The 25,498-nt window shown below is 63.7% G+C and carries 23 protein-coding genes and 1 pseudogene; 10 read left to right on the top strand and 14 right to left on the bottom strand.

The window, feature by feature from the left end:
• Positions 1–6 precede the first annotated feature (6 nt).
• The 6 genes from ACVWW3_RS17400 to ACVWW3_RS17425 all read right to left on the bottom strand — a co-directional run bounded on the left by ACVWW3_RS17400 (position 7) and on the right by ACVWW3_RS17425 (position 5,855).
• Positions 7–1,125: a cobalamin-independent methionine synthase II family protein gene (locus ACVWW3_RS17400; protein WP_247352145.1), complete on the bottom strand. Its 1,119-nt coding sequence runs from the start codon at positions 1,123–1,125 to the stop codon at positions 7–9.
• 21 nt (positions 1,126–1,146) lie between these two features.
• Positions 1,147–1,863 carry an ABC transporter ATP-binding protein gene (locus tag ACVWW3_RS17405; protein ID WP_247352147.1) on the bottom strand — a complete coding sequence of 239 codons (717 nt, stop codon included), beginning with the start codon at positions 1,861–1,863 and terminating at the stop codon, positions 1,147–1,149.
• Entirely contained in the window at positions 1,856–2,611 is a 756-nt protein-coding gene (locus tag ACVWW3_RS17410) for an ABC transporter ATP-binding protein (protein ID WP_456649237.1), read from the bottom strand. Before ACVWW3_RS17410 ends, ACVWW3_RS17405 begins: the two co-directional genes overlap by 8 nt.
• Complete coding sequence (locus ACVWW3_RS17415; RefSeq protein ID WP_247443644.1) at positions 2,608–3,636, bottom strand: branched-chain amino acid ABC transporter permease; 1,029 nt, start codon at positions 3,634–3,636, stop codon at positions 2,608–2,610. Before ACVWW3_RS17415 ends, ACVWW3_RS17410 begins: the two co-directional genes overlap by 4 nt.
• A gap of 8 nt (positions 3,637–3,644) precedes the next feature.
• Positions 3,645–4,514 carry a branched-chain amino acid ABC transporter permease gene (locus ACVWW3_RS17420; RefSeq protein ID WP_456649236.1) on the bottom strand — a complete coding sequence of 290 codons (870 nt, stop codon included), beginning with the start codon at positions 4,512–4,514 and terminating at the stop codon, positions 3,645–3,647.
• A gap of 150 nt (positions 4,515–4,664) precedes the next feature.
• On the bottom strand, positions 4,665–5,855 hold the full coding sequence (locus ACVWW3_RS17425; protein WP_247352155.1) for an ABC transporter substrate-binding protein: 1,191 nt from the start codon (positions 5,853–5,855) through the stop codon (positions 4,665–4,667).
• Between the two features lie 524 nt (positions 5,856–6,379).
• Here ACVWW3_RS17425 and ACVWW3_RS17430 point away from each other — a divergent pair.
• A complete protein-coding gene (locus ACVWW3_RS17430) occupies positions 6,380–6,664 on the top strand; it encodes a hypothetical protein (RefSeq protein WP_456649811.1) in 285 nt (94 codons plus the stop codon).
• A 45-nt stretch (positions 6,665–6,709) separates the two neighbouring features.
• Here the strand turns inward: ACVWW3_RS17430 and purU are convergent, their stop codons facing one another.
• Positions 6,710–7,573, bottom strand: coding sequence for a formyltetrahydrofolate deformylase (purU, locus tag ACVWW3_RS17435; RefSeq protein WP_456649235.1), 864 nt, complete (start codon positions 7,571–7,573; stop codon positions 6,710–6,712).
• Positions 7,574–7,733: 160 nt separating this feature from the next.
• On the opposite strand from purU, the gene ACVWW3_RS17440 reads away from it, so the two are divergent.
• Both ACVWW3_RS17440 and ACVWW3_RS17445 read left to right on the top strand, forming a co-directional pair.
• On the top strand, positions 7,734–8,576 hold the full coding sequence (locus tag ACVWW3_RS17440; protein ID WP_456649234.1) for a uroporphyrinogen-III synthase: 843 nt from the start codon (positions 7,734–7,736) through the stop codon (positions 8,574–8,576).
• A gap of 123 nt (positions 8,577–8,699) precedes the next feature.
• On the top strand, positions 8,700–9,962 hold the full coding sequence (locus ACVWW3_RS17445) for an MFS transporter (RefSeq protein WP_456649233.1): 1,263 nt from the start codon (positions 8,700–8,702) through the stop codon (positions 9,960–9,962).
• Here ACVWW3_RS17445 and ACVWW3_RS17450 read toward each other — a convergent pair.
• The gene (locus ACVWW3_RS17450; RefSeq protein ID WP_456649232.1) at positions 9,959–10,633 is read right to left on the bottom strand and encodes a Crp/Fnr family transcriptional regulator; all 675 of its coding nucleotides are present in this window, start codon (positions 10,631–10,633) and stop codon (positions 9,959–9,961) included. The genes ACVWW3_RS17445 and ACVWW3_RS17450 overlap by 4 nt on opposite strands.
• Positions 10,634–10,966: 333 nt before the next feature.
• Here ACVWW3_RS17450 and ACVWW3_RS17455 point away from each other — a divergent pair, with 333 nt between their 5' ends.
• From ACVWW3_RS17455 to ACVWW3_RS17480, 6 genes and pseudogenes are all read left to right on the top strand, one after another.
• A complete protein-coding gene (locus tag ACVWW3_RS17455) occupies positions 10,967–11,788 on the top strand; it encodes an ABC transporter ATP-binding protein (RefSeq protein ID WP_247350464.1) in 822 nt (273 codons plus the stop codon).
• Entirely contained in the window at positions 11,785–13,716 is a 1,932-nt protein-coding gene (locus ACVWW3_RS17460) for an AMP-binding protein (RefSeq protein ID WP_456649231.1), read from the top strand. The genes ACVWW3_RS17455 and ACVWW3_RS17460 overlap by 4 nt, the downstream gene beginning before the upstream one ends.
• A gap of 220 nt (positions 13,717–13,936) precedes the next feature.
• Positions 13,937–14,830: a branched-chain amino acid ABC transporter permease gene (locus ACVWW3_RS17465; RefSeq protein WP_456649230.1), complete on the top strand. Its 894-nt coding sequence runs from the start codon at positions 13,937–13,939 to the stop codon at positions 14,828–14,830.
• Between the two features lie 3 nt (positions 14,831–14,833).
• Positions 14,834–15,907, top strand: a complete 1,074-nt coding sequence (locus tag ACVWW3_RS17470) for a branched-chain amino acid ABC transporter permease (protein ID WP_354106672.1) — start codon at positions 14,834–14,836, stop codon at positions 15,905–15,907.
• A 45-nt stretch (positions 15,908–15,952) separates the two neighbouring features.
• Positions 15,953–17,237 (top strand): annotated as a pseudogene (locus tag ACVWW3_RS17475) (ABC transporter substrate-binding protein).
• 124 nt (positions 17,238–17,361) lie between these two features.
• Positions 17,362–18,201 (top strand): ABC transporter ATP-binding protein, encoded by an 840-nt coding sequence (locus ACVWW3_RS17480; RefSeq protein WP_456649228.1) that lies wholly within the window; start codon positions 17,362–17,364, stop codon positions 18,199–18,201.
• On the opposite strand, the gene ACVWW3_RS17485 is transcribed toward ACVWW3_RS17480, so the two are convergent.
• Positions 18,198–19,352, bottom strand: coding sequence for an AGE family epimerase/isomerase (locus tag ACVWW3_RS17485; protein ID WP_456649227.1), 1,155 nt, complete (start codon positions 19,350–19,352; stop codon positions 18,198–18,200). The two genes, ACVWW3_RS17480 and ACVWW3_RS17485, sit on opposite strands and share 4 nt — an antisense overlap.
• 86 nt (positions 19,353–19,438) lie before the next feature.
• Between ACVWW3_RS17485 and ACVWW3_RS17490 the strand changes: the two genes are divergently transcribed.
• Positions 19,439–20,662, top strand: coding sequence for a phenylacetate--CoA ligase family protein (locus tag ACVWW3_RS17490; RefSeq protein WP_456649226.1), 1,224 nt, complete (start codon positions 19,439–19,441; stop codon positions 20,660–20,662).
• 73 nt (positions 20,663–20,735) lie between these two features.
• Here the strand turns inward: ACVWW3_RS17490 and ACVWW3_RS17495 are convergent, their stop codons facing one another.
• From ACVWW3_RS17495 to ACVWW3_RS17515, 5 genes are read right to left on the bottom strand one after another with little or no spacing between them, the layout of a single operon-like run.
• Positions 20,736–20,891: a hypothetical protein gene (locus tag ACVWW3_RS17495; RefSeq protein WP_456649225.1), complete on the bottom strand. Its 156-nt coding sequence runs from the start codon at positions 20,889–20,891 to the stop codon at positions 20,736–20,738.
• Positions 20,888–22,120, bottom strand: a complete 1,233-nt coding sequence (locus ACVWW3_RS17500; RefSeq protein WP_456649224.1) for a Gfo/Idh/MocA family oxidoreductase — start codon at positions 22,118–22,120, stop codon at positions 20,888–20,890. The genes ACVWW3_RS17495 and ACVWW3_RS17500 overlap by 4 nt, the downstream gene beginning before the upstream one ends.
• A 48-nt stretch (positions 22,121–22,168) precedes the next feature.
• The gene (gene rfbG / locus ACVWW3_RS17505; protein WP_456649223.1) at positions 22,169–23,266 is read right to left on the bottom strand and encodes a CDP-glucose 4,6-dehydratase; all 1,098 of its coding nucleotides are present in this window, start codon (positions 23,264–23,266) and stop codon (positions 22,169–22,171) included.
• Positions 23,248–24,021, bottom strand: a complete 774-nt coding sequence (rfbF, locus tag ACVWW3_RS17510) for a glucose-1-phosphate cytidylyltransferase (RefSeq protein WP_247443658.1) — start codon at positions 24,019–24,021, stop codon at positions 23,248–23,250. The genes rfbG and rfbF overlap by 19 nt, the downstream gene beginning before the upstream one ends.
• 55 nt (positions 24,022–24,076) lie before the next feature.
• Complete coding sequence (locus ACVWW3_RS17515; RefSeq protein ID WP_456649222.1) at positions 24,077–25,342, bottom strand: class I SAM-dependent methyltransferase; 1,266 nt, start codon at positions 25,340–25,342, stop codon at positions 24,077–24,079.
• Positions 25,343–25,498 lie beyond the last annotated feature (156 nt).

Raw genomic sequence — 25,498 nt, forward strand, 5'->3', positions numbered from 1 at the left:
AACCTGTCAGTTGCCCCACACTTCCTTTGCGATCTCCACCGCAAGGCCGAGCTTGGCCCATTGCTCTTCTTCGGAGAGGACGTTGCCCTCTTCCGTCGACGCAAAACCGCACTGCGGGGAGAGCGCAAGCTGCTCAAGCGGCACGAACTTGGCGGCTTCCTCCAGACGGCGCTTGATGGCGTCCTTGTTCTCGAGCTCGCCGAATTTCGAGGTGATGACACCGACCACGACGACCTTGTTGCCCTTGGGCAGGAAGCGCAGCGGCTCGAAGCCACCGGCGCGGTCGCTGTCGTATTCCAGGAAGTAACCGTCGTAATTTGTGCCGGCGAGCATGGTCTCGGCCACGGGCTCGTAGCCGCCTGAAGAAATCCAGGTCGAGCGGAAGTTGCCGCGGCAGACATGGGTCGTTACCACCATGTCGGCCGGCTTCTCGGCCAGCGCGTAGTTGATGATGCGCGCATAGATCTGCTGGAGACCCTCGGGATTGTCGCCGCGCTCGCGTGCCTTCTGCAATTCGTCCTGCGAGCAGAGATAGGCCCACACGGTGTCGTCGAACTGGAGATAGCGGCAGCCGGCGTCATAGAACGCCTTCACGGCCTTGCGGTAGGTCTTGCCGAGATCTTCGTAGAAGGCGTCGAGATCGGGATAGACGTCCTTGGAGATCGCCTTGCGGCCGCCACGGAAATGCAGCACCGCCGGCGACGGGATCGTCATCTTGGCGGTGACGTGAGCCTGATCGGCGACCTTCTTCAGGAAGCGGAAATGGTCCAGCATCGGATGGTCATCGGGAAAGTCGAGCTTGCCGATCACCCGCACCGCGTCGTGCCGCGTCTCGACGCCCGCGAACTGGATGCCCGTGTCGGGGTGGAACATTTCGCAGCCGGTGAGCTTGGCCAGGAAGTCGAAATGCCACCAGGAGCGGCGGAATTCGCCGTCGGTTGCGAGCTTCAGGCCGACCGAGGCCTGCTTGTGCACGACCTTCTCGATCTCCATGTCCTCGATCTTGCGCAGATCGTCGGCCGAGATCTCCCCCTTCTCCAGCCTGGCGCGGGCTTCCTTGATCTTGGCAGGACGCAGAAGGCTGCCGACCTCATCGGCGCGGAAGGGGGCTTTGGTTCGCTGCATTCTTCTAACTCCCGGAAATCTCTAGTGGGCGGCCGCTCCGGCGACGCCGAGATGGCGCTCCAGCACCGACGGGTCGGCCTTCAGCGCGGCGCTCGGGGCGTCGTGGACGATCGTTCCGCGCTCCAATATCACAACGCGGTCGGCCAGCCCCAGAATTTTTTGGGCATTCTGCTCGACGATGATCGAGCAGATGCCGCCCGCCCGAGTGATGGCGCCGATCGCCTTTAACAGCTCCTCGACGATGATGGGGGCAAGGCCCTCGGTCGGCTCGTCTAGGAGAAGGACCTTCGGATTGAGGGTCAGTGCGCGGCCAATCGCCAGCATCTGCTGCTCGCCACCGGAGAGCTGGTTGCCAAAATTGCTCCGCCGCTCCTTCAGCCGCGGGAACATCTCGTAGACCCTCTCGACGGTCCAGGAACCGGGCTGGGCCACCGCAGTCATGTTTTCTTCTACCGTGAGCGAGCGAAAGATATTGCGCTCCTGCGGCACCCAGCCGATGCCGGCGCGCGCCCGCTGGTCGGGCCGCAAGGTCGTGACGTCAGCACCGGCCAGCTCGACAGTGCCGGAGAAGCGCCGGGTCACGCCCACGATCGAATTGATCAGCGTGGTCTTGCCGGTGCCGTTGCGCCCCAACAGCGCCAGCACCTGGCCCTCGGCGAGACGCAGGGACATGTTCGGCAGCACCACCGCTTCGCCGTAGCCGGCGCGAAGCGAGTCGATCGCGAGCAGGTCAGACATTGACCGCCTCCTCGCCGAGATAGACCGCCTTGACCTGCGGGTCGCGCGCGACCTGCTCGGGCGGGCCTTCGGTGAGCAGCGCGCCCGAGACCAGCACCGAGATGCGGTCGGCAAAGGAGAAGACAAGGTCCATGTCGTGCTCGATCAGGAGCACGGTGACGTCGCGCGGCAGGCTGCCTACGACGGCGAGAATGTCGTGGCGCTCGCTCTCGGGCACGCCGGCGGCAGGCTCGTCCAGCAGCAGCACGCGCGGCTTGCCCGCGATCGCGACCGCGATCTCGAGCAGGCGCTGCTTGCCGTAAGGCAGCGTCACGGTCTGTTCGTTCATGACGTCGAGCAGATGGAAGCGCGTCAGGAGGTCGGCGATCTCGCCGTTGACGTCGCTGCGCGTGCCCATCCGCCGCCACCAGTCGCCGCCATGGCCGAGGCGCTCGGAAACCGCGAGACCGATGGTCTCGAGCGGCGTCAGGTCGGGATAGAGCTGGTTGATCTGGAAGGTGCGCGACAGGCCGCGCAACACGCGCTTGTGCACGGGAATATCGGTGATGTCCTGGCCTTCAAGCAGAATGCGGCCAGAGTTCGGCTTGAGCACGCCGGTGAGCTGGTTGATGACCGTGGTCTTGCCGGCGCCGTTCGGACCGATCAGCGCGTGGCGGGCGCCTTGTTCGATTGTTAGCGACAAGTCGCGGGTGACGCGCAGCCCGCCGAACTGCTTTTCGAGATTTTGGGTTTCGAGCGCGATGGTCATGCGTCGCTCTCCGGCACGGCAACCACGGCCTTGCGCCCGGCAATCTGTTTGATGACCAGGTTCGGCAAATACAGCACCCAGCGATGCAGGCGCTGACGGCCGATCAGGACGATCACGACCAGCACCAGGCCGATCCAGAACTGCCAGTATTGCGGGGTGATGGTGGAGAACAATTCCTGGAGCATGCGGAACAGCACCGCGCCAACCAGCCCGCCATAAAGATAGCCGGTGCCGCCGATCACGAGCACCAGCATCAGGTCCGCCGAGCGTTCGAAGGCGAACACATCGAGCGAGGCGATCGCGGTGGTCTGGGTGAACAGCGCGCCGGCGATGCCGGCATAGAACGCCGCGAGCGTGTAGATCGCGATCAGGCGGCGGTTGACGGGGATACCGATGGCGGCAGCGCGCAACGGATTGTTCTTGATCGCCCGCAATGACAGGCCGAACGGGGAATGCACGACGCGGCGGGCGAACAGGAACAACAGGAACAGAACGGCGAGCGAATAGAAAAATCCGGTCTTGCCGAACATGTCGAACGGGATTTCGCCGAAGATCGGCTGCATCTCGATGCCTTGCAGCCCGTCGGTGCCGCCGGTGATGTTGGAGAAGCGTTCGGCCAGCGCCTCAAGCAGCAGCGCGATGCCGAGCGTCACCATCAGCCGCGTCAGGTCGACGCCGCGGATCACCAGGAAGCTGGTGGCAAAGCCGAGCACCATCGCGACAAGGCCGGCGACGACAAGCGCAAGCACGGGCTCGTTGACGATCCCGTGCAGCGCAAGAAGCCCCGCCGCATAGGCGCCAACGCCGAAGAAGGCGGCATGGCCGAGCGAGACGATGCCGGCGTAGCCGAGGACGAGGTCGAGCGACATCGCAAACAGCGCCAGCCTCAGGATGTCGGTCATGATCAAATAGCGCGTGGGAAATGCGAAGCCACAGGCCAGCACGATCAGCCAGAAAGCGGCCTCGCCATAGTGCCAGCGTGCCTGGCGCTGGGCGTGATAGCCGACGTCGGAGGAGGCGCTCATCGGCGGACTCAACGCGCGGCCGTGCGGCCGAACAGACCGTTCGGGCGCCAGATCAAGATCACGATCATCATGGTGTAGATCACGAAAGGTCCCATCTTCGGCACATAATATTTTCCGGCCACGTCGCCGATGCCGAGCAGGAGCGAGGCCAGAAACGGGCCGGTGATCGAGGACGAGCCGCCGACGGTGACCACGATCAGGAAGTAGATCATGAACTTCAGCGGGAAATACGGGTCGAGGCCGAGGATCTCGGCGCTCAGCGCGCCGCCGAGGCCGGCGAGGCCGCAACCGAAGGCAAATGTAAAGGCGAACACCTGCGGCACGTTGATGCCGAGGCCGCTCGCGGCGCGGGGATCATCGACCGCGGCGCGCAGGCGGCTGCCGAACCGGGTCTTGGCCAGCACCATCTGGAGACCGATGGTGAGCAGCCCGCAGATCACGATGATCATCAGGCGGTAGCGACCGATGCCGACGCCCAACACGTCGAACTGGCCCTGGAGCGCGGCCGGCAGGTTGATGAAGACCCGCGACGAGCCCTGGATGTAATCGACAGCCGCGACCGACATGAAGGTAAGACCAATGGTGAACAGCACCTGGTCGAGATGGCTGCGCGCGTAGAGGTGCCGGTACAGCGTGCGCTCGAGCATGATGCCGATCGCAGCAGCGGAGACGAAGGCAAGCGGAAGTGCGGCGAAGAACGGCCAGCCCATCCGGTTGACCAGCACCATGCAGACATAGCCGCCGGCCATGGCGAAGGCGCCGTGGGCGAGGTTGACGAAGTTCATCAGGCCGAGCGTGACCGCAAGCCCGCAAGCAAGCACGAACAGCAGCATGCCGTAGGCAACGCCATCGAACAGGTTGGTGAGGATAGAGGTCATCGTCTCAGCTTGGACTTGGGCGTCATGGCCGGGCTTGTCCCGGCCATCCACGTTCTGCCTGGTTTTCCCGGCTTTGCGTGGATGCCCGGGACAAGCCCGGGCATGACGCAGACACCGGAGGCGGGCTCCGGGATGACGCGCTTTCGCGCGTCACTTCTTGGTCTTACCGAGATCCTTGACAGCCTCGAAGGTCGCGAACTCTACGTTGTAGAGCTCGCCGTCGACCTTCTCGACCTTGCGGATGTAGATGTTCTGCACGATGTCGCGGGTCTCGGGGTCGATCGAGATCGGGCCGCGCGGGCTCTCCCACTTCTGGCCCTTCATGGCTTCGACCAGCTTGGTGCCGTCGGTGTCGCCGTTGGTCTTCTTCAGCGCTTCGTAGATCAGGTGAATGCCGTCATAGCCGCTCACCGCCATGAAGCCCGGCCGGTTTCCGTACGCCTTCTTGTAGGCCGCAACGAAATCCTTGTTCATCTGCGAGGGATGCGCCGCCGAATAGAGGTGCGCGGTGACCGTGCCCAGCACGGCGTCGCCCATGTTGTTGAGGAGGTCGTCGTCGGTGACGTCGCCCGGTCCGATCACCTTGATGCCGGCCTTGTCGAGCCCACGCTCGGCATACTGCTTCATGAAGTTGCCGCCCTGGCCGGCCGGCACGAACACGAAGATCGCGTCGGGTTTTGCGTCCTTCATGCGCTGGAGGAACGGTGCGAAATCGGGATTGGCAAGCGGCGTCTTCACCTCTTCGACCACCTCGCCGCCGCCGGCGGTGAAGTTCTGCTTGAAGAAGTTGAGCGCGTCATTGCCCGGCGCATAGTCCGAGGTCAGCGTCGCCACCTTCTTGATGCCGTTCTTCACCGCCCAGTCGGCGATGATGGTCGAGGACTGCGCCAGCGTGAAGCTGGTGCGCACGATATAGGGCGAGCGCTCGGTGATGATGGAGGTGCCAGCCGCCATCACGACTTCCGGGATCTTGGCCTGCGTCGCGAGCGGAGCCGCAGCGAGCGCGGCCGGCGTCACGCCAAAGCCGGCGATGAAATTGACCTTGTCGTTGACGATCAGTTCCTGCGCGGCCGTCTTGGTCTTGTCCGGCACCGCGCCGTCGTCCCTGAGGATGATCTCGATCTTCTTGCCGGCGACGGTGTCGCCGTTCTGCTGCATGTAGAGCTTGATCGCGTTCTCGATCTGCTTGCCGGTCGAGGCCTGGCCGCCGGTCATCGGCAGGATCAGGCCGACCTTGACGCTGTCCTCGGCCTTGGCCGGAGCGACGGCAGCAAGGCCGGCGATGGCGGCCACTGCTGCGGCCCAAACAGCCTTATGAGACAATTGTTTGCGTTCGAACATCAGATGTCCCTCCCCTTCATTCCTGATCTCTTGTGCGCCGGACCGAGTGCCCGGTCCTTGCGCTAAGTTTAGGTCACGCACGCGTGATGTCGCGCGCCACAAGGCGTCTTTCGCGCCCTTATTGTCAATCGGACGTTTGGCGACCATTCGGCGCAAGCCGAGCGTTCCGATTGCCGATATCCGAAAGCGATGTCGGAGTTACGTCGGGGTAACCCGGGCATCGCGATTGCGGTCGCCATCATTTGTACGATTGTACAAATAAAATGGACCTGTCAACGAAAAAGCCCCCTCGCTGATCAAGCCACTTTGCCGCGAGCCCTTGCCGGAGTCTACAAACGCAGCCAGCCGGGTGGATGGAGGATTTCGCCTTTCATTTGCAGAATTTGAACATCTTCGTGGCTTGGATCGGCATTCCTCGGTAGCTAATTACCTACCTCGAATAAGTCTCTTTTACCTTGTTGAAGGCTACTCTCACGGCGCCAGCCCTGGCGTCCAAAATGACTGACCTCGCGCGTGCCGGTACAATGCCCAAGTCTTTTCGTTCCCTCCTGATCCTCCTCGCACTCGCCGGGGGGCTATCCGGCTGCGGCACCGTGAACGAAAAGCTCTCGTCCGGCATGGGCGACTACGTCCCGCAATGGGCCGGCGGTCTGCCGGCCGACGCACCGCCGCGACCCGGCACGCCGCAATACGATGCGTACCTGAAGGAGCGCGAGCGCAAGCGGCTGATGCCGGCGGCGGATCGCGAAAAGGAAGAGCAGGCGCAGAAGGGCGCAACGGGGTCTACGTCGGGCAACGCGGTGCGCTAGAACAGTACGCTCCCTCGCCCTGCAAGCGGGAGCGGTGAAGCAACATCAATCCATAAACACCACGGTCTTGCGGCCGTCGAGGATGACGCGGTCGTCGAGGTGGTAGCGGATCGCACGCGCCAGCACGCGACGCTCGATGTCGCGGCCCTTGCGGACGAGATCCTCCGGCGTATCGCGATGGCTGATGCGCTCGACGTCCTGGTCGATGATCGGGCCCTCGTCGAGATCGCGTGTGACGTAATGCGCGGTGGCGCCGATCAGCTTGACGCCGCGCTCATGGGCCTGGTGATAGGGTTTTGCGCCCTTGAAACCCGGCAGGAACGAGTGGTGGATGTTGATGCAGCGTCCCGACAGATTTGCCGAGAGATCGTCCGACAATATCTGCATGTAGCGGGCGAGCACGACGAGATCGGCCCCGGTCTTGGCGACGAGGTCGAGGATCTGCGCCTCCTGCTCGCGCTTGGTCTCTTTCGTAACAGGCAGATAGTGGAAGGGAACCCCGCCGAAATCGAGCCCGTCATAGACCTCGCGCGGATGGTTGGAAACGATTGCGGCCAATTTCATCGGCAGCTCGCCGGTGCGCCAACGATAGAGGATGTCGACTAGGCAGTGGTCGGACTTCGACACCAGCAGCATCACCTTGCGATGCGCGGCACGGTCGCGCATCTGCCATTCCATGCCGAAACGCTCGGCAATCGCGGCAAAGCCGGTCTGGAGCGCCGACAGCTCCACGGCAAGATCGGCGGCGGTGAACACCACCCGCATGAAGAACTTCTTGGTCTCGATGTCGTCGAACTGCTGGGCGTCGAGAATGTTCTGTCCGTTATGGGCCAGGAAGGTCGACACTGCCGAGACGATGCCGGGACGATCCGGACAGGACAGGGTCAGGACATATTGATGATCGGGCATGGGCCTTAATGAAGGTTTGGGCAGCGGCTGCGAAACGACCCGCGATTTGCGCCCTGCTCTATCACCGACCCCACCCTTGCGCCAATCCCAAGACTTGAATGAACATAATGCGAGGAATCAGGCTGAATGTACCATTGCTTTGACTGACCGGAGTACGCCGATGGCCGACCGCTTGAACGGTTACCGCATCCTGATCCTGGAAACGCGCGAGGAGGCGCAGTTCTCGAAGCTGCTGGCCGAGCAAGGCGCCGAGGTCGTGCAGTGCCCGATGTTCACCATCCAGGATGCACCCGACCCCGCCCCGGTCGAGGCCTGGATCCGCCGTGCCATTGACAAACCGTTCGACGACCTCGTCCTGATGACCGGCGAAGGCCTGCGCCGGATCATGAAACTCGCCGTCGCGCGCGGGCTCGACCAAGCCTTTGTCGCGGCGCTCGGCAAGGCGCGAAAATTCACCCGTGGCCCGAAGCCCGGCAAGGCACTGCGCGAAGTCGGACTCGAGGCGCAGCAGACCACGGAGAAGCCGACCACCGAGGGCGTGATCGAGATGCTCGGCAAGCTCGACCTGAAGGGGCATCGCCTCGGCCTCCAGCTCTATCCTGACAAGGACCACAGCGCGCTGACCGGCGCGCTTGCCGCGCAAGGCGCCGATGTCGATGCCGTGCTGCCTTATGCCTACGACTCAAAGGCAGCGGATGCGAACATCGTCACCGCGATCGACGACATGGTCGAGGGGCGAATCGACTCGATTGCGCTGACCAATCTCGGCCAGGTCCGCCGCCTGATCGAAGCCGCGAAGGCGCATGGCAGCGAGGCGAAGCTGCGCGCAGGTTTCGAGCGCACTTTGATCGCCTCGGTGGGACCTGCTGTCTCAGGCGAACTCGCCGCGCATGGCCTGCGCACCGACGTCTCGCCCGCGGATGAAGCTTATTTCATGCGGCCGCTGATCTCGGCGATGGCCGCGGCGCTGGCGGAGCGGAAGCCGAGACCCGCGGCGACGTAGGAGCCGAGCGCGGGGCCGGCCTGCGGCGGCGCCGATTGACACGAGCATCGCCAGCGCTAGGTTGCCGGACAGCAAGAAGAAGCAACAAGGCAAGGGAATCGCCGTGATACGCGCCATCGCGCCTTGAGCACAGCCGCACGACCCTCCGCGCTCGCGCCGTTTCGCATCCGCAACTACCGCTTCCAATGGCCGTCCGATCTGCTCACCTCCTGGGCGTTCGAGGTCGAGACTCTCGTGCTCGGTTGGTACATCCTGATCGAGACCGGCTCGGTGTTGCTGCTCACCGTGCTTGCGTCGCTGCAATTCGTCGGAACGCTCGTCGCACCGGTGCTCGGCATGATCGGCGACCGCATGGGTCATCGCGATCTCCTGGTCGTAATGCGCCTTGCCTATACGGTGCTTTCGTCGACCATCATGGTTCTGGCCCTGACCGGTCATCTGTCGCCGCTGAGCGTCATGATCATCGTCGCGATCATGGGCCTGATCCGTCCCTCCGATCTCGGCGTTCGCGGCGCCCTGCTTGCCGAGATCATGCCGGCCGAACAACTGGTGGGCGCCATCAGCGTTGCGCGCACGACCCAGGACAGCGCGCGCATCGCCGGCGCGTTGACGGGCGCCGGGCTGTTCGCCGTCCTCGGCATTGGCCTCGTTTATGTGGCGATCGCCTGTCTCTATTTTGTGGCAGCGCTTCTCATGCTCTGCCTGACCCGGCCGGAAAAAACCGTTGTCACAACTGATCTCCCGGCGAACGGCCGCGCCGTTTCGAGATTGCTGGGCGATTTGAAGGAAGGGATCGTCTACGCCTGGAATGGCCCGGGGATGCGCGCAGCGCTGTGCGTCGCCTTTCTGGCCAATCTCACCGCATTTCCCTTCACCGGCGGATTGCTGCCCTACATCGCGCGGGACATCTTTCATACCGACCAGACCGGCCTCGGCTATCTCTCGGCGAGCTTCGCCGTCGGCTCGCTGATCGGCTCCATCACGCTCAGCCTCGTCGGCGGAGTGCGCATTGCCCGGCTTCTGATCGGCGCGACGCTGGCCTGGTACGCCATGCTCCTGGTGTTCGTCGAGATCAGAACCATGCCCGTGGCGATGGCCTGCCTCGTCCTCGCCGGCATCGCCCAGAGCATGTCGATGATTTCAGCTGCCGTGATTCTGATGCGGACGGCGAGTGCGCATCTGCGCGGCCGCGTCATGGGCGTGCGCATGATGGTGATCTACGGCCTGCCGATCGGACTGCTCGCAGCCGGCAGCCTGATCGACGTCATCGGCTATTCGGCGACGGGTTCGCTCTATGCCGCCTCAGGATTCATCGCAATGCTGGCGATCGCAATCCGCTGGCGCGCCGACCTCTGGCCGGTGCACGCTCCTGCCAATGGGCGCTAGTCCCCGTAACCGCGCAACCGCTCGATATCGAGAATGGTGATGCCGCCATATTCCAGCCGGAGCAAGCCCTCCTTCTCCAGCCGGTTCAGCGCGCGATTGGCATTCTGACGGGACATTCCGGAGAGCGCGCCGATCTCCTCCTGGGTGATCTCCAGATGCGCGGTCGATTCCGGATAGAGGATCGGATTGAACAGCGACGCGATGCTGCGGGCAAGCCGCGCGGTGGCATCCAGCGTGCGATTGACCTCGAGCATGCCGATGAACTGGCCGAGCCGCTCGTTGAGCTGGCGCACCAGGAAACGGTTGAAGCCAACGCTGTTCTCGAACAGCCACATGAAGGCGCTACGTTCCATCAGAGCGACGCGGCTGTTGCGCAGCGCGACCACGTCATAGCGGCGCGGCTCGTTCTTCAGGACGCTGCCTTCGCCGAACCATGCCCCTGCCGTCAGCCCGGCAAGACTCGTCTCCTTGCCGTCGCGCGAGACCCCGCCCATCCGGGCAAGCCCAAAAACCATGCCGGCCCAATAGTCGAACGTGTCGCCGCGCATGAACACGGTTTCGCCGGTGCCGTAGAACCGCTCCGTGATCCCGGCACGCGCGACCTCGATCTCCCTTTCTGTGAGCTCGCGCGCCCAGGCAGCGACGCGCTTCAGTTGATCCTCTGAAATCATGATCCCGAAGCCAGCCGCACCGTTCGCCACTCCTTGTTCTGCTGCATTGCAGCATGGCCGCTTCGACCACCATCCGACGAAAGACGGAGGCTGCTACCGCCCGAAAACTTTGTCGCAGAATTGTCAGGCGGGAGACATTTCAAAATAGCGCTTTCCCCTATTGAGGACCACCTCGGACGATGCGGCTTTTGATCCCAACGGGACCGAGAGTGGCGCGGCTCCGGTCGAGACCATCTGCTGCATGGCCTCACCGGCACAGCCGTACTAGGATCGCCGAAGAGAAACGGACGAAGAGCGCCCCTGAATGCGCCATCACCGGGAGGGATTTGTTTGGTGGCTACCAGTCTCGAAGTGCGCGGCGTGTCCTTGCGATTCGGCGGCGTCCGTGCGCTGACCGATGTCGGCTTCGCCATCAGGGATGGCGAGCTGTTCTCGATCATCGGCCCCAACGGCGCCGGCAAGACCTCGATCGTGAACTGTATTTCCGGCCGCTACAAGCCGACCGAAGGCCAGCTGTTCTACCAGGGCCGCGACATCACCGGCCTGACGCCCAACGCGCGCGCTTCGCTCGGCATCGGCCGCACCTTCCAGAACCTGGCGCTGTTCCACCACATGAGCGTGCTCGACAACATCATGGTCGGCCGCCATCACCTGCTGAAGAACAATTTCCTCACGGGCTCGCTGTACTGGCTCACCGGCGCGCGCAAGGAAGAACTCGAGCACCGCCGCAAGGTCGAGGAGATCATCGACTTCCTCGACCTCCAATCGGTGCGAAAGGCGCCGGCCGGCACCCTCTCCTACGGCCTGCGCAAGCGCGTCGAGCTCGCCCGCGCCATGGCACTGCAGCCGCGCCTCATTCTCCTCGACGAGCCGATGGCCGGCATGAACTTCGAAGAGAAGGAGGACATGGCCCGCTACATCGTCGACCTCAACGAGGAGTTCGGGATGACCGTGGTGATGATCGAGCACGACATGGGCGTGGTGATGGACATCTCCCACCGCGTCATGGTGCTGGATTTCGGCCGCAAGATCGCCGAGGGCGATCCGGCCGCCGTGCTCGCCGATCCCCACGTCAGGCGCGCCTATCTCGGCGAAGAGGACGAGGTGCTGGTCGATCCCGACGATGCACCGCCGGCGCAGGAGAGCGCGGCATGATGGATTACGCGGGCCGCGTCGCGCAGGCCGACACCTATCCGAAGATGCTCCGGCTCAACGCGAAGGAGTACGGTAACGAGATCGCATTGCGCGAGAAGGATCTCGGGCTGTGGCGCCCCTTCACCTGGAATGACTATCAGACGCGGGTGCGTGATTTCGCGCTCGGTCTGGTCGAATTGGGCCTGGGGCGCGAGGATGTCATCGGCATCATCGGCGACAACCGGCCGGACTGGGTCGCCGCGGAAGTGGCGGCTCATGCGATCGGGGGATTGAGCCTCGGGCTCTATCGCGACGTGCTGGACGAAGAGGCCTCTTATCTCCTCAACTATGGTGAAGCCCAGCTCGTCTTCGCCGAGGACGAGGAACAGGTCGACAAGCTGCTTACGCTGGCCGAACGCGTGCCGAGGCTGAAGCACATCATCTATTCCGACCCGCGCGGCATGCGGAAATATGACGATCCGCGCTTGATGTCCGCGGAGAAGCTTGCCGAGCTCGGCCGTGCCCGGGCGACGCGCGAGCCTGAGCTTTACGACCGCCTGGTCGACGCGACCAAGGGCGAGGACGTCGCGATCCTCTGCACGACGTCAGGCACCACCTCGCATCCAAAACTTGCGATGCTCGCCGCCGGTCGCGTGCTCGGTCATTGCGCGACCTATCTCGCCTTTGACCCGAAAGGACCGGACGACGAATATGTCTCGGTGCTGCCGCTGCCCTGGATCATGGAGCAGGTCTATGTGCTCGGCAAAGGCCTATTGTGCCGGATGAAGATCAACTTCGTCGAAGAGCCCGATACCATGATGAACGATCTGCGCGAGATCGCGCCGACATTCGTGCTCTTCGCGCCACGCGTCTGGGAATCGATCGCTGCGGACGTGCGCGCCAAGGTAATGGACGCGACGCCCTTCAAGCAGCGCCTGTTCGACATCGGCATGAAGTCGGGTCTCGCGGCGCTCGCAGACGGCAAGCGTTCGGGCTTTGCCGACGCGATCCTGTTCCGCGCGCTACGCGACCGCCTCGGCTTCAGCCGGCTGCGTTCGGCCGCAACCGGCGGCGCGGCACTCGGCCCCGAGACCTTCAAGTTCTTCCAGGTCATGGGCGTGCCGCTGCGCACGCTCTACGGCCAGACGGAATTGCTCGGCGCCTACACGCTGCATCCCGAGGGCAAAGTCGATCCTGACACGACGGGCGTGCCGATGGCCGACAGTGTCGAGATCCGCATCGACAACGCCGACGTTCACGGCGTCGGCGAGATCGTGGTGCGGCATCCCCACATGTTCCTCGGTTACTACAAGAACCCGGAGGCGAGCGTCGCCGACATCCGGGAAGGCTGGATGCTGTCCGGTGACGCCGGCTATTTCAACGACAACAAGCAGCTCGTGGTCATCGACCGCATCAAGGATCTCGCCGAGACCTCGCGCGGCGAGCGCTTCTCGCCGCAGTTCATCGAGAACAAGCTGAAATTCTCGCCCTACATCGCGGAAGCGGTGGTGTTAGGGGCAGGCCGCGACGCGCTCGCGGCGATGATCTGCATCCGCTACTCCATCATCTCGAAATGGGCGGAGAAGAACCGGCTTTCGTTCACGACCTACAGCGATCTCGCCTCGCGACCCGAGGTCTATGCGCTGCTCCGCAAGGAGGTTGAGACCGTCAACGTCACACTGCCGCCGGCGCAGCGCATCTCGCGCTTCCTCCTGCTCTACAAGGAGCTCGACGCCGACGACGGCGAGCTCACCCGCACGCGAAAAGTGCGCCGCAGCGTCATCAACGAGAAATACGAAGCCATCATCGACGCGATCTACCGCGGCGACGCCGATATCCCCGTCGACACCATGATCCGCTTCCAGGACGGTACCACGCAGAGGGTCCGGACGACGCTGCGAGTGGTGGATCTGGGTCGACCGGAGCATTTGGCGGAGGCCGCGGAGTGAGGTCGCTTCGGGAGAACGCGCGGCCAGTCGATGCGCCCTCTTCCCTTGCGGGAGAGGGCATCACCGCCGCCAACCACACCCTCACGCGGGTGAGGGGTCCTCTCTCCGCACCGTCACTGCGGAGACAACCCCTCACCCGGCTTCGCTTCGCGAAGCCACCCTCTCCCGCAAGGGGAGAGGGTGCACCAACATCGCTTCTGCATTTTGCGCGGACATCGGCATGAACACCGCCTTCCTCATTCAGCTCCTCGTCAATGGCCTCGTGGTCGGCACGCTCTATGGCGTGGTCGCGATGTCGTTCGTGCTGATCTACAAGGCGACACAGGTCGTCAATTTCGCGCAGGGCGAGCTCTTGCTGGTCGGCGCCTGGGTGTGCTGGACCTTGCTCGCGAAATACCAGGTACCGTTCTGGATCGGCATGCCGCTGACGCTGGTGTTCATGTTCGTGTTCGGCATCGCGGTGCAGGTCCTGATCCTGCGGCCGATGATCGGCGAGCCCATCATCTCCGTCATCATGGTGACGATCGGCCTCTCCACCGTACTGCAGGCGACGCTGAAGTGGATGTTCGGGGTCAATCCGCAGCCGTTCCCGCGCGTGTTCGAGAGCCAGTCCGTCAATCTGTTCGGACTCCAGATCCAGACCGTCTATGTCATGAGCCTCGTGGTCTCGGTCGCGATGATGATCGGCATGGCCTGGTTCTTCCGCGCGTCAAAGTACGGCCTTGCGATGCGCGCCACCGCATTCAACCAGCAGGTGGCGCAGTCGCTCGGCATTTCCGTGAAAAGCGTGTTCGCGATGGCCTGGGCGATCTCGGCAACGGTGTCGGCCGTGGCAGGCGTCGTGGTCGCGGTCGTGAACGGCGTATCCTCGGGCCTTGCCGCTTACGGCATAAAAGTGTTTCCGGCTGCGATCCTCGGCGGGCTCGATTCCGTCGGCGGCGCCGTGCTCGGCGGCATCATCATCGGGCTACTCGAGAACATCGCGCAATATGTCGACAGCGAATACCTGCACTGGGGCAATCTCTACGAGATCGCGCCGTTCTACGTCCTCATCATCGTGCTGATGATCAAGCCCTACGGCCTGTTCGGCACCCACGACATCGAACGGATCTGATCCATGGCCGGCCCCGCCCTCATCCCTGCTGGTGATTTCCGCACCTCTTACGCGGCCGACACCACGATCTTCCCGACCACGACGAGCCGCAACTTTGCGATCGTCGGCGTGGTGCTGCTCTGCCTCGTGCCGCAATTCCTTGGTGGCTACTGGCTCAGCATCCTGATCCAGATCGGCATCTTCTCGATCGCCGCGCTTGGCCTCAACATCCTGGTCGGCTTCACAGGCCAGATTTCGATCGGCCACGCCGCCTTCTTCCTGCTCGGCGCCTTCACCTCGGCCTACATCTCCAACAACGCATCGATCCCGGTGTTCTTCGCGATCCCCCTCGCGGGCGTCGTCACTGCGCTGGTCGGGCTGATCTTCGGCATCCCGGCGGCGCGACTGAAGGGGCTCTATCTCGTCATCGCGACGCTCGCGGCACAATACATCCTGCTCGACTTCTTCTCCCGCGCGGAGTGGTTCACCGGCGGCTCGGTGCCGGCGAGCGCCAACCCGTTCTCGCTCTTCGGATACACGCTGCGCGGCGACAGGCAGTATTTCTATGTCGTGCTCGCCTATGTGATCGCAAGCTACGTTCTCGTCACCAATCTGATGCGCACGCGCGACGGCCGCGCGCTGGTGGCGATCCGCGACCATTATCTCTCGGCGGAGATCATGGGCATCAATCTCACTAAATACCGCACGCTGTCATTTGGCCTCGCCGCCTTCTTCGCCGGTATCGCCGGCGCGCTCTATGCGCACTACCAACTCGTGGTCTCCCAGGAAGGCTTTGGCATCGAACGCTCGATCCTGTTCCTCGCCATGATCATCATCGGCGGCACCGGTTCGATCATGGGCACGCTGATGGGCACCGCCTTCGTGGTGCTGCTGCCTGAGACGATGGAATTCCTCAGCGTTGCCCTGAAGGGCGGCGCGATCGACAAGGCGCTGTCGCTCAACACCAACATCACCTTCCTGCGCGAGATCGCGATCGGGGTAATCATCATCGCGTTCCTGATGTTCGAGCCGGACGGGCTCGCCCATCGCTGGCGGCAGATCAAGGCGTACTGGAAACTCTACCCGTTCTCGCATTGAGCACGGCAACTCTCTAACCAACAAATAAACAGGAGGAGACAACCAATGAAGACAAGATCCCTTTTGAGCACCGCATCGCTGGCGTTGGCCATCGCCGCATTCTCGGCAAGCGCGCAGGCGCAGATCGCGATCGGGCATCTCGCCGATTATTCCGGCGGCACGTCCGACGTCGGCACGCCCTACGGCCAGGCCGTCGCCGATACTTTTGCCTGGGTCAACAAGAACGGCGGTGTGGGCGGAAAGCAGATCAACGTCGACACCAACGACTATGGCTACCAGGTGCCGCGCGCGATCGCACTCTACAAGAAGTGGTCGGCGCCCGACAGCAAGGTGGCCGCGATCATGGGCTGGGGCACAGCGGACACCGAGGCCCTGACCGGTTTCCTCGCCCAGGACAAGATCCCCGACCTCTCCGGCTCCTATGCTGCGGCACTCACCGACCCCGAAGGCGTCAGCGGCAAGGCCAAGCCCGCGCCCTACAATTTCTTCTACGGCCCGAGCTATTCGGACTCGCTGCGCGCGATGCTGATGTGGGCCGCCGAAGACTGGAAGGCCAAGGGCAAGTCCGGCAAGCCGAAATTCGTGCACATGGGCGCCAACCACCCCTATCCGAACGCACCGAAGGCCGCCGGCGAAGCCATGGCGCAGGAGCTCGGCTTCGAGGTGCTGCCGCCGCTGGTATTCGCACTCGCCCCGGGTGACTACAGTGCGCAGTGCCTGAGCCTGAAATCCTCGGGCGCCAACTACGCCTATCTCGGCAACAACCGCCGCTTCCAACATCTCTGTGATGAAGGCCTGCAAGACCGCCGGCGTCGACATCCAGTTCATGGGCAATGTCTGGGGCATGGACGAGAACGCCGCCAAGACCGCGGGCGATGCCGCCGATGGCGTGATCTTCCCGCTGCGCACCTCGGTGAGCTGGGGCGGCGATGCGCCCGGCATGAAGACGGTGATGGAGATCTCGAAGATGTCCGATCCCACCGGCAAGGTCTATCGCCCCGTGCACTACATCGCCGCCGTCTGCTCGGCTCTCTACATGAAGGAAGCGCTCGACTGGGCCGCCAAGAACGGCGGCGCCACCGGCGACAACGTCGTGAAGGGCTTTTACCAGAAGAAGGATTGGGTGCCGTCAGGCATGGAAGGCGTCTGCAATCCCTCGACCTGGACCGAAAAGGACCACCGCGGCACGCTGAAGGTCGATCTCTACCGCACCAAGATTGCGGGCGCGACCGACGGCGACCTCAACGACCTCATGGCCAAGGGCACGATCAAGCTCGAGAAGGTCAAGACCGTGGAGCTGCCGCGCAAGCCGGAATTGCTGGGGTGGTAACCACAATATCGGACGTCATGGCCGGGCTTGTCCCGGCCATCCACGCCTGACCATTCGGACGAAGTACGTGGATGCCCGGGCCAAGCCCGGGCATGATGAGCACAGCAAATTGGCGGCACCTGATATGACCGAGACTCTCGCAGCATCCCGCCCCTCCCCGAGCATCGTACCAGCGCCGCCCCTCCTCGGCGTGCGCAACATCGAAGTCGTCTATGACGATGTCATCCTGGTGCTGCGCGGCCTCAGCCTCGACGTCCCCAAGGGCGCGATTGTGGCGCTGCTCGGCGCCAATGGCGCGGGCAAGTCGACGACGCTGAAGGCGATCTCGGGGCTGCTCAAGACCGAGGACGGCGAGGTCACGCGCGGCGAGATCCTGTTCGAGGGTGAGCGCATCAACGGTATCGATCCCGACAAGATCGTCCGCCGCGGCATTTTCCAGGTGATGGAGGGCCGGCGCATCGTCGCCGACATGACGTCGCTGGAAAACCTCAAGCTCGGCGCCTTCACCCGCAAGGACCGCGAGGTCGGTGCCGATCTCGACATGGTCTTCGACTATTTCCCGCGGCTGAAGGAGCGCACCGGGCTAGCCGGCTATCTCTCCGGCGGCGAGCAGCAGATGCTCGCGATCGGCCGCGCGCTGATGGCGCGACCGAAGATGATCCTGATGGACGAGCCCTCGATGGGCCTGTCGCCGCTGCTGGTGAAAGAGGTGTTCTCGATCATCCAGAAGATCAACCGCGACCTCGGCGTCACCATTCTGCTGGTCGAGCAAAACGCCCGCGCCGCCCTATCGGTGGCAAGCCACGGCTACATCATGGAGCAGGGCAAGGTCGTGCTCGACGGCACCGCGGACGAATTGCGCGACAACGAGGACGTCAAGGAATTCTACCTCGGCGGCGCCGGCGACCAGCGCAAGAGCTTCAAGAACCTCAAGAGCTTCAAGCGGCGCAAGCGCTGGCTTTAACCTTCCAATACCTGCTCCGCTTCCGTGACTGCGCAGAGAACATGATAGAACGACGACGCAGGAATGGTGTCGATCAGCGATTTGCCGTCGCGATCGAACTGGTCGTACCAGCCGCCCCGCACGGGATGGTTGAGATAATGCCGTTCGAGCCGCGCCAGCGCCAAGCGCGCCTCGTCCGCCGCGCCCGGCTCGCCGGATTCGGCCTGCGCGATCCACGCCTTCGCAATCTCGGTCTGCGGCCACAGCCGGCGCGTGCTGCGGCGAATGTTGCCGGCGTCGTCGCCCTCGTCGATCAGGCAGCCGTTGGCCGCGTCGCGATAGCGCAGCGCGGTCTCCAGCAGTTCGGCGCGCCGCTGTCCAGTCGGGCAGCCCGTGATGCGTTCGAACCCCTTCAGCAGCCAGACCCATTCCGCCTGGTGTCCCGGCTCGACGCTGACCGGCGCGATCTTCGACCAGTCCTCTTCGAAATATTCGCCGAGCGCGCGCGTCTGCTTGTCGTAGAGATTGGCGAGGAACAGCGCGAAGAACTCGCCGGCGCGGTTCTGGAACGACAAATCGTGGGTCGCGTCGAAGCACGCGATCATCGCCTCGAACAGATGCATGTGCGGATTCTGCCGGCGCGGCAGCGAGACCGGCAGGCCTTCGTGGACGCCGCCGTGCGGCGAGCGCAAATGGCCGTCGAGGAAGGCGAGCAGTGCGTCGATCTCGGCGCGAATTTGCGCATCCTGGTCGAGCGCATAGACGGTCGCCAGCGCAAACAGGATGAAGGCGTGGTCGTAGGCGTCGCGCCGGCCGTCCAGCACCGCGCCCTCCGGCGTCAGCCGGTGCACGTAGCCAGGCCGGCCGTCGGGCGCTTTCGCGCGTGCGAGCAGATGCTCCAGCCCCTTGAGCGCGATGGCGCGCCCCTCAGGATACCAGCCCATCTGCGCGGCCTTGGCGTAGCACCAGATCTGGCGGGCCTGCACGAACACGCGCCGCGGCGCGGCCACGTCCGCCGTGCCGTCATGGTGCAGCCGATCGATGAAACCACCCGCGCCATGGTCCCAGCCGACCGTCGACCACAGCGGCAGCGCCTCGTCGATCATGCGGCGCTTCAGGCGCGCGACGACGTCCGCCGCCTCGCCCGCCGCAATGATTCCTTCGTCCGCCATCACGTCCTCTTCAAACCTCGCCAATGGCCGTCTGATACCCATGCCGGCAGCGGCGCGCAACGGATGCCAACCCGGAAAGATCAGCCATGACCGCCCATTACGACGCCCTCGAGACGCGCGAACAAGCCGCGCGCGAGGCCGATCTGTTCTCCCGCCTGCCAGGCGTGCTGCGCAGTGCGATGACCGCGCCCGCCTATGCCGATCGGCTGAAAGGCGTCGATCCGGCCACCGTGACCTCGAGGACGGCCCTGGCAGGCCTGCCGGTGCTGCGCAAGTCGGAACTGCCGGCCCTGCACAAGGCCTCCACGCCCTTCGGCGGCTTCGTCGCGGCTGCGCCCGGATCGTTCGCCCGCCTCTTTACCTCTCCAGGGCCGATTTTCGAGCCGGAGGGACGACAGGCCGACCCCTGGCGCGGCGCACGGGCGCTGTTCGCGGCCGGGTTCCGGCCCGATGACATCGTGCTCAACACCTTCAGCTACCATCTCACCCCCGGCGGCTTCATCTTCGATGCGTCGGCGCGCGCGCTCGGCTGCGCCGTGATCCCCGCAGGTCCCGGGAATACCGAGCAGCAATTCGAGCTGATCGAGGCCTACCGCCCTGTCGGCTACAGCGGCACGCCCGACTTCCTGAAGATATTGCTCGATGCCGCTGCCAGTTCGGGCCGCGATGTCTCCTCGATCAAACGCGCGCTGGTCTCGGGCGCGGCGTTCCCGCCCTCGCTCCAGGCGGAGATGAAGGCGCGCGGCATCGACGCCTATCAAGCCTTCGGCACCGCCGATCTCGGCCTCATCGCCTTCGAGACCGGGGCGCGCGATGGCATGGTCGTGAACGAGGACCTGATCATGGAGATCGTCAAGCCAGGCACCGGCGATCCCGTGGCGCCGGGCGACGTCGGCGAGATCGTCGTGACCTCGCTCGACCCGCACCATCCCTGGGTCCGGCTCGCGCTCGGCGACCTCACCGCGGCGTTGCCGGGGACCAGCCCCTGCGGGCGCACCAACATGCGCATCAAGGGCTGGATGGGCCGCGCCGACCAGACCACCAAGGTCAAAGGCATGTTCGTCCGCCCCGAGCAGGTCGCCGAGATCGGCAAGCGCCATTCCGCGCTCGGAAGACTACGCCTCGTCGTCGCGCGCCAGGGCGAGACCGACGCGATGACGCTGAAAGCGGAAACGGCGGCCGCGAGCGACGCGTTGCGCGACGAGATTGCAGACAGCTTGCGCGCAGTGACGAAACTCGGAGGCGACGTCGAACTGGTGAGGCCCGGCGCGCTGCCGAACGACGGCAAGGTGATCGCGGACGAGCGGTAACGTCGAAATTAGGCGAAGACCGCGTTGGTGCCCAAAGTCCATCCGCGACGTTTCGTGACTGAATGTTCGCGCTTCAATACCCGCGACGATAATATTTTGGCCGGTCCTGGAATTGGCGCGGCACCGTCCCGGTCGGGTAGCAGCGGCCGTAGGCGTGGGTGAGCGGCGCGATCGCAAGGCCCGCCTCCGCGTATTTCATCATCGCGGCGCCCAGCGCCACGCGGCTCAAGCCAATCGGCTCAGCGTCAGATGCCTGAAGAAGTCCGATTGCTGTATCGTTGCGATCACGGGGCGCAGCCCGTCGTGGTGGACGTGAGCCGTGGGGTCAGCGGCTTCGACCGCATCAACGATAACGTCTGCAAGCTCCTGTCTCAGGTCGCTGGTACGCGGCTCCTGAATGTCCAGGAGCGGGGCAACATTATCGATGATCCAGGCCGAGATATCGGGATCCTTCATCGCGTCCCCGCGCGCGAGACGGGCTGACACTGCCTTCGCCTCTTCTGCAATCAAGCGGGTCCGCACCGCCTCGGCCAGCTCGACGGCACCGATGCAACGGGACGCCAGCTGGGGCGATGACGAGAAGTCCCGACCCGCGCGGACGACGTCCAGGAATCCCGCCAGTTCCGTCGCAAGCGGCCCGAGCTTGCCGCCGACATCCAAGCCTGGCAACTCAACGCCATCGATGAAGATGCGCCCGGGCTCGATGGCGAAATCAAGCTCGGCCCTGCCGCCATCACGTAGTTCGAGGCGGATCAATCGCTTGCGCAGCACAGCCCTCCGTCCGAACCGAAGCACTGCAAGCGATCGTCCCAAGCTCAGCTCCACCTCGACCGCGCCTTGCGCCAACGGCTTCACCGCGCGCAGTTGCGGCTCCGCGCTGTCGTCGATCAGATGCAGCATCGACCAAAGATGAGGAATGATCTCGTCGACCTTATGCGTCGTGAGGTTGGACAATTTGGCAATGCCGTGCCGGGTCTCCTGCTCAGGATCCAGCCACTCCAATTCAATGGCAGCGACCGCACGCCCCGCGCACAAACCCAAGAAATGACGCAAGAACGGGGCACTTAGCAGATGCAGGCCGACAAGAAGCGGGAGGTTGCGCTCAGCCGCCAGATCGACCAGACGCTTTGCACTGTCGACGCTCAGCGCAAGCGGCTTCTCGACCAGGGTTGGCACGTCCCTGCGCAGCAGGCTCTCGGCAGTCCCGGCGTGATCGGCGGCAGGTGTCGCAACGATGGCAGCGTCGGGACGCAGAGCCAACGCTGCATCGAGGCTTGCGAGCGGCGTGAACCGATGAGGCGCTCCTGCACGATCAGCGAGAAACGCATTGAGGGCTTCGCCATTATGGCGCGACACCCACAGCACTCGACCGACACGGTCGGAAAGCTGTGCCAGGATGGAAGCGTGCGTACGCCCCCATCGTCCGCCACCGACCAAGGCTACCGTGAGCCCGCTCATTGAAACTCTCCTCACCTCCGCACGGAGTGAGCCGTCGGAAACGTCCGGTCAGGTCGCGTGGCAATAGTCTTGGATCTGACCGAGCGTGAAATCACGCATTGAGGAGGCCGACCGCTCCAAATCCGCCTTGTACCAATCGACTGTCATTTTCAATGCGTCGTCAAATCCGAGCCGGGGCCGCCAGCCAAGCAGTGTTCGCGCCTTCGAGGAATCGAGCTTCAAGAAAGTCGCCTCGTGCAATTCGTCGCTGCCGACATGCTGCCATTGCGCGCCATTGCCCCAAATCGCGGCCAGCGTGTCGGCGAGGCGCGCCACCGGCTGCTCGCTTTCTGGCCCCGGGCCGAAGTTCCAGCCTTCCGCCACGGCACTGCCTTGCCTGAACGAGGCCTCGGCCAGCAGCAGATATCCGGCAAGAGGCTCAAGCACGTGCTGCCAGGGGCGAATGGCACGCGGGCGCCGCACCTCCAGTGCGCGATGCATCGCAAAGGCGCGGATTGCGTCCGGCACAATGCGATCTTTCGCCCAATCGCCGCCGCCTATAACATTGCCCGCACGCCCCGAAGCCGCCGGCGGCTCCGCGAAGCTGCGATTATACGACGTCAGCAGCAGTTCGGCGCATCCCTTGCTCGTGCTATAGGGATCGTGGCCTCCCATCGCCTCATTCTCGCGATAGCCCCACACCCACTCGCGATTTTCATAGCACTTATCGCTGGTGACGATGACGAGCGAACGGACGCCGTCGCCCGCCCCCTCCACCTTCGCCTTGAGATTGAACTGACGAACCGCCTCGAGCAGGTTCACCGTACCCATCACGTTGGTCGAGACAGTGCCGATCGGGTCGACATAAGATTCGCGCAGGACGGATTGCGCGGCGAGGTGAAACACGACAGCAGGCCTGCTGGTCGCCAGAGCATGCGACAATGCCCCGATATCCCTGATATCGCCGCGCGTGTCGTCGACGACGGCCGCGACCTCTGCCCGGTTGAACAAGGACGGCGTCGTCGGTGGGGCTAGCGAGAAACCGAAAACGCGTGCGTTCATGGCGGATAGCCACAGGCTGAGCCAGGCGCCTTTGAAACCGGTGTGTCCTGTCACCAGAACGCGCCGGCCGCGCCAGAACTCCGGGTTCACGTCCACATACGCCACGGCGGGTTGTTCTCCTTCCAGAGCGCCTCGAGCAAATTGCGTTCTCGCAGAGTATCCATCGACTGCCAGAACCCTTCGTGGCGAAACACACGCAGTTCGCCGCTTTGGGCCAGTTGCTCGAGCGGCTGCCGCTCCCAGGTCGTGGAGTCACCGGTGATCAGCTGGGCGACGCGAGGATCGAGCACGAAGAACCCGCCATTGATCCACCCGCCGTCGCCGAGCGGCTTTTCGTTGAACCCCTTCACGACGCTGTCCTCGAGCACGAGGCTCCCGAACCTGCCCGGTGGACGCACGCCGGTAACGGTCGCAAGCTTGCCATGCGAGCGATGAAAAGAGATCAGCTTCGCGACGTCGATGTCGGCGACGCCATCGCCATAGGTCAGGCAGAACGCATCCTCGTCTTGCACATAAGGGAGCGCCCTCTTGATGCGGCCGCCGGTCTCGGTTTCCGCTCCTGTGTCGACCAGTGTCACACGCCACGGCTCCGACCGGCTAGCGTGAAAGTCGATCTGGTTGTTCTTGAGATCGATCGTGACGTCGGACGTGTGCAGCAGGTAGTGCGAGAAATATTCCTTGATCAGGTAGCCCTTGTACCCCAGGCATATCACGAAGTCGTTGATGCCGAACGACGAGTAGATCTTCATGATGTGCCAGAGGATCGGATGACCGCCGATCTCGACCATCGGCTTCGGTCGGACGGAGGTTTCCTCGCTAAGGCGACTGCCGAGGCCCCCCGCCAGAATCATCGCTTTCATGACACTATTCCTACCGAGGGCGGCCCGGCGCGCCGGCTTGACGTCCGGCCCACGCTCAATCCGGGAGTATGCGGACTTCGGGCAACGGCATAACCAGTTTCGACTTCAACCCTCTTGCCCGCAATTGTTCCGCAATCGGTTGACCATAGTGCCAGGCGAGCAGCACCACGTAGTCCGGCTGTTCGCGGATCAGGCGCTCGTTATCGACGATCGGAATCTGCTTTCCTGGCAAATGCAGGCCGAGCTTGAGCGAGGTGGGTTGCTCGCAGATATAAGGCATCAGCATGCGATCGATGCCGACATAGTTCAGCAGCGTGCTGCAACGGCCAGGGCACGAATTGCCGACGAAGCTCAGGCCCTTCTTGTTGCAGTCGAGGGCGAGTTCGAGGAGGTCGCGCTTGACCTTTTCGGCGCGTGCACGGAAAGCCGCGTAGCATTCGGGGTTCGAGAGACCGAAATCATCCTCGGCCTTCAGGAGTTGAGCGACCGCGGGCTTGACCGGACGCCCCCTGCCCTTCGCCACGTACACGCGGATATTGCCGCCATAACGGCTGACACGCTGCGCGTCGACACAGGTGAAGTCGAAGAATTCGAACAGCTTGACGATCGACTTCAGCGAATAGGTGCGAAGGTGCTCGTGGTAGATCGTGTCGAACTGGCCGCCCTCGATGACGTCGAGCAGATAATGGTTTTCGAGGATGAAGACGCCGTCAGGCGCCAGCAGCCGCTCCAGGCCGCGGATGAAGCTACCTAGCTGCGCCACATGCGCAAAGACGTTGGTGGCGGTCGCGACCTTCGCGTGGCCGTGAGTCTCTACGACCTTGCGGGCCGTTTCCTCGTCGAAGAAGGCCTGCAGCGTGTCGATGCCCTGCTCCTGCGCGATCCGCCCGATGTTGGTCGGCTCGATGCCGAGAACGCGCATGCCGCGCCGCTTGAACCCCGAGAGCAGCGTTCCGTCGTTGGACCCGATGTCGACAACGAGTTCGTCCGGCTTGAGCCCGATATCTGCGACCGCATCCTGCACGAACGCATCCTGGTAGACCGCGAGCTCCTTGGTGATGCCGGAGCGGTACGGATATTCAGGATGGAATACGACTTCCGGCGGAACGACGTAATCGATCTGTGACAGCGAGCAATCGCGGCACCACACCTGACGAAGCGGATAGCTCGTTTCGGGACCGTCGAGCTGCGCCTTCGACGGCAGCGAATCGCACAGCGGTTGATGGCCAAGGTCGATGACAAGCTCGAGCCGCTCGGAGCCGCAGACCTGACAGCGCGTCAGCTTCCCGGTTGGGATGTCATGATGTGAGGCGTTGGGCATTCGGAACCTTAATTGCAACAACGAGATACTGCATATTTCCGGAGGCGATCCTCCCGAGCGACGGCGCGACATCAATCGTGCCGGGCGACCCTTACTGGAAAGCCCCCCATTAATCAAGCATATGCCCTTTGGAATACTACGTAATTCGCCCGCGAG

It is taken from the genome of Bradyrhizobium sp. LM2.9 (assembly GCF_054056555.1).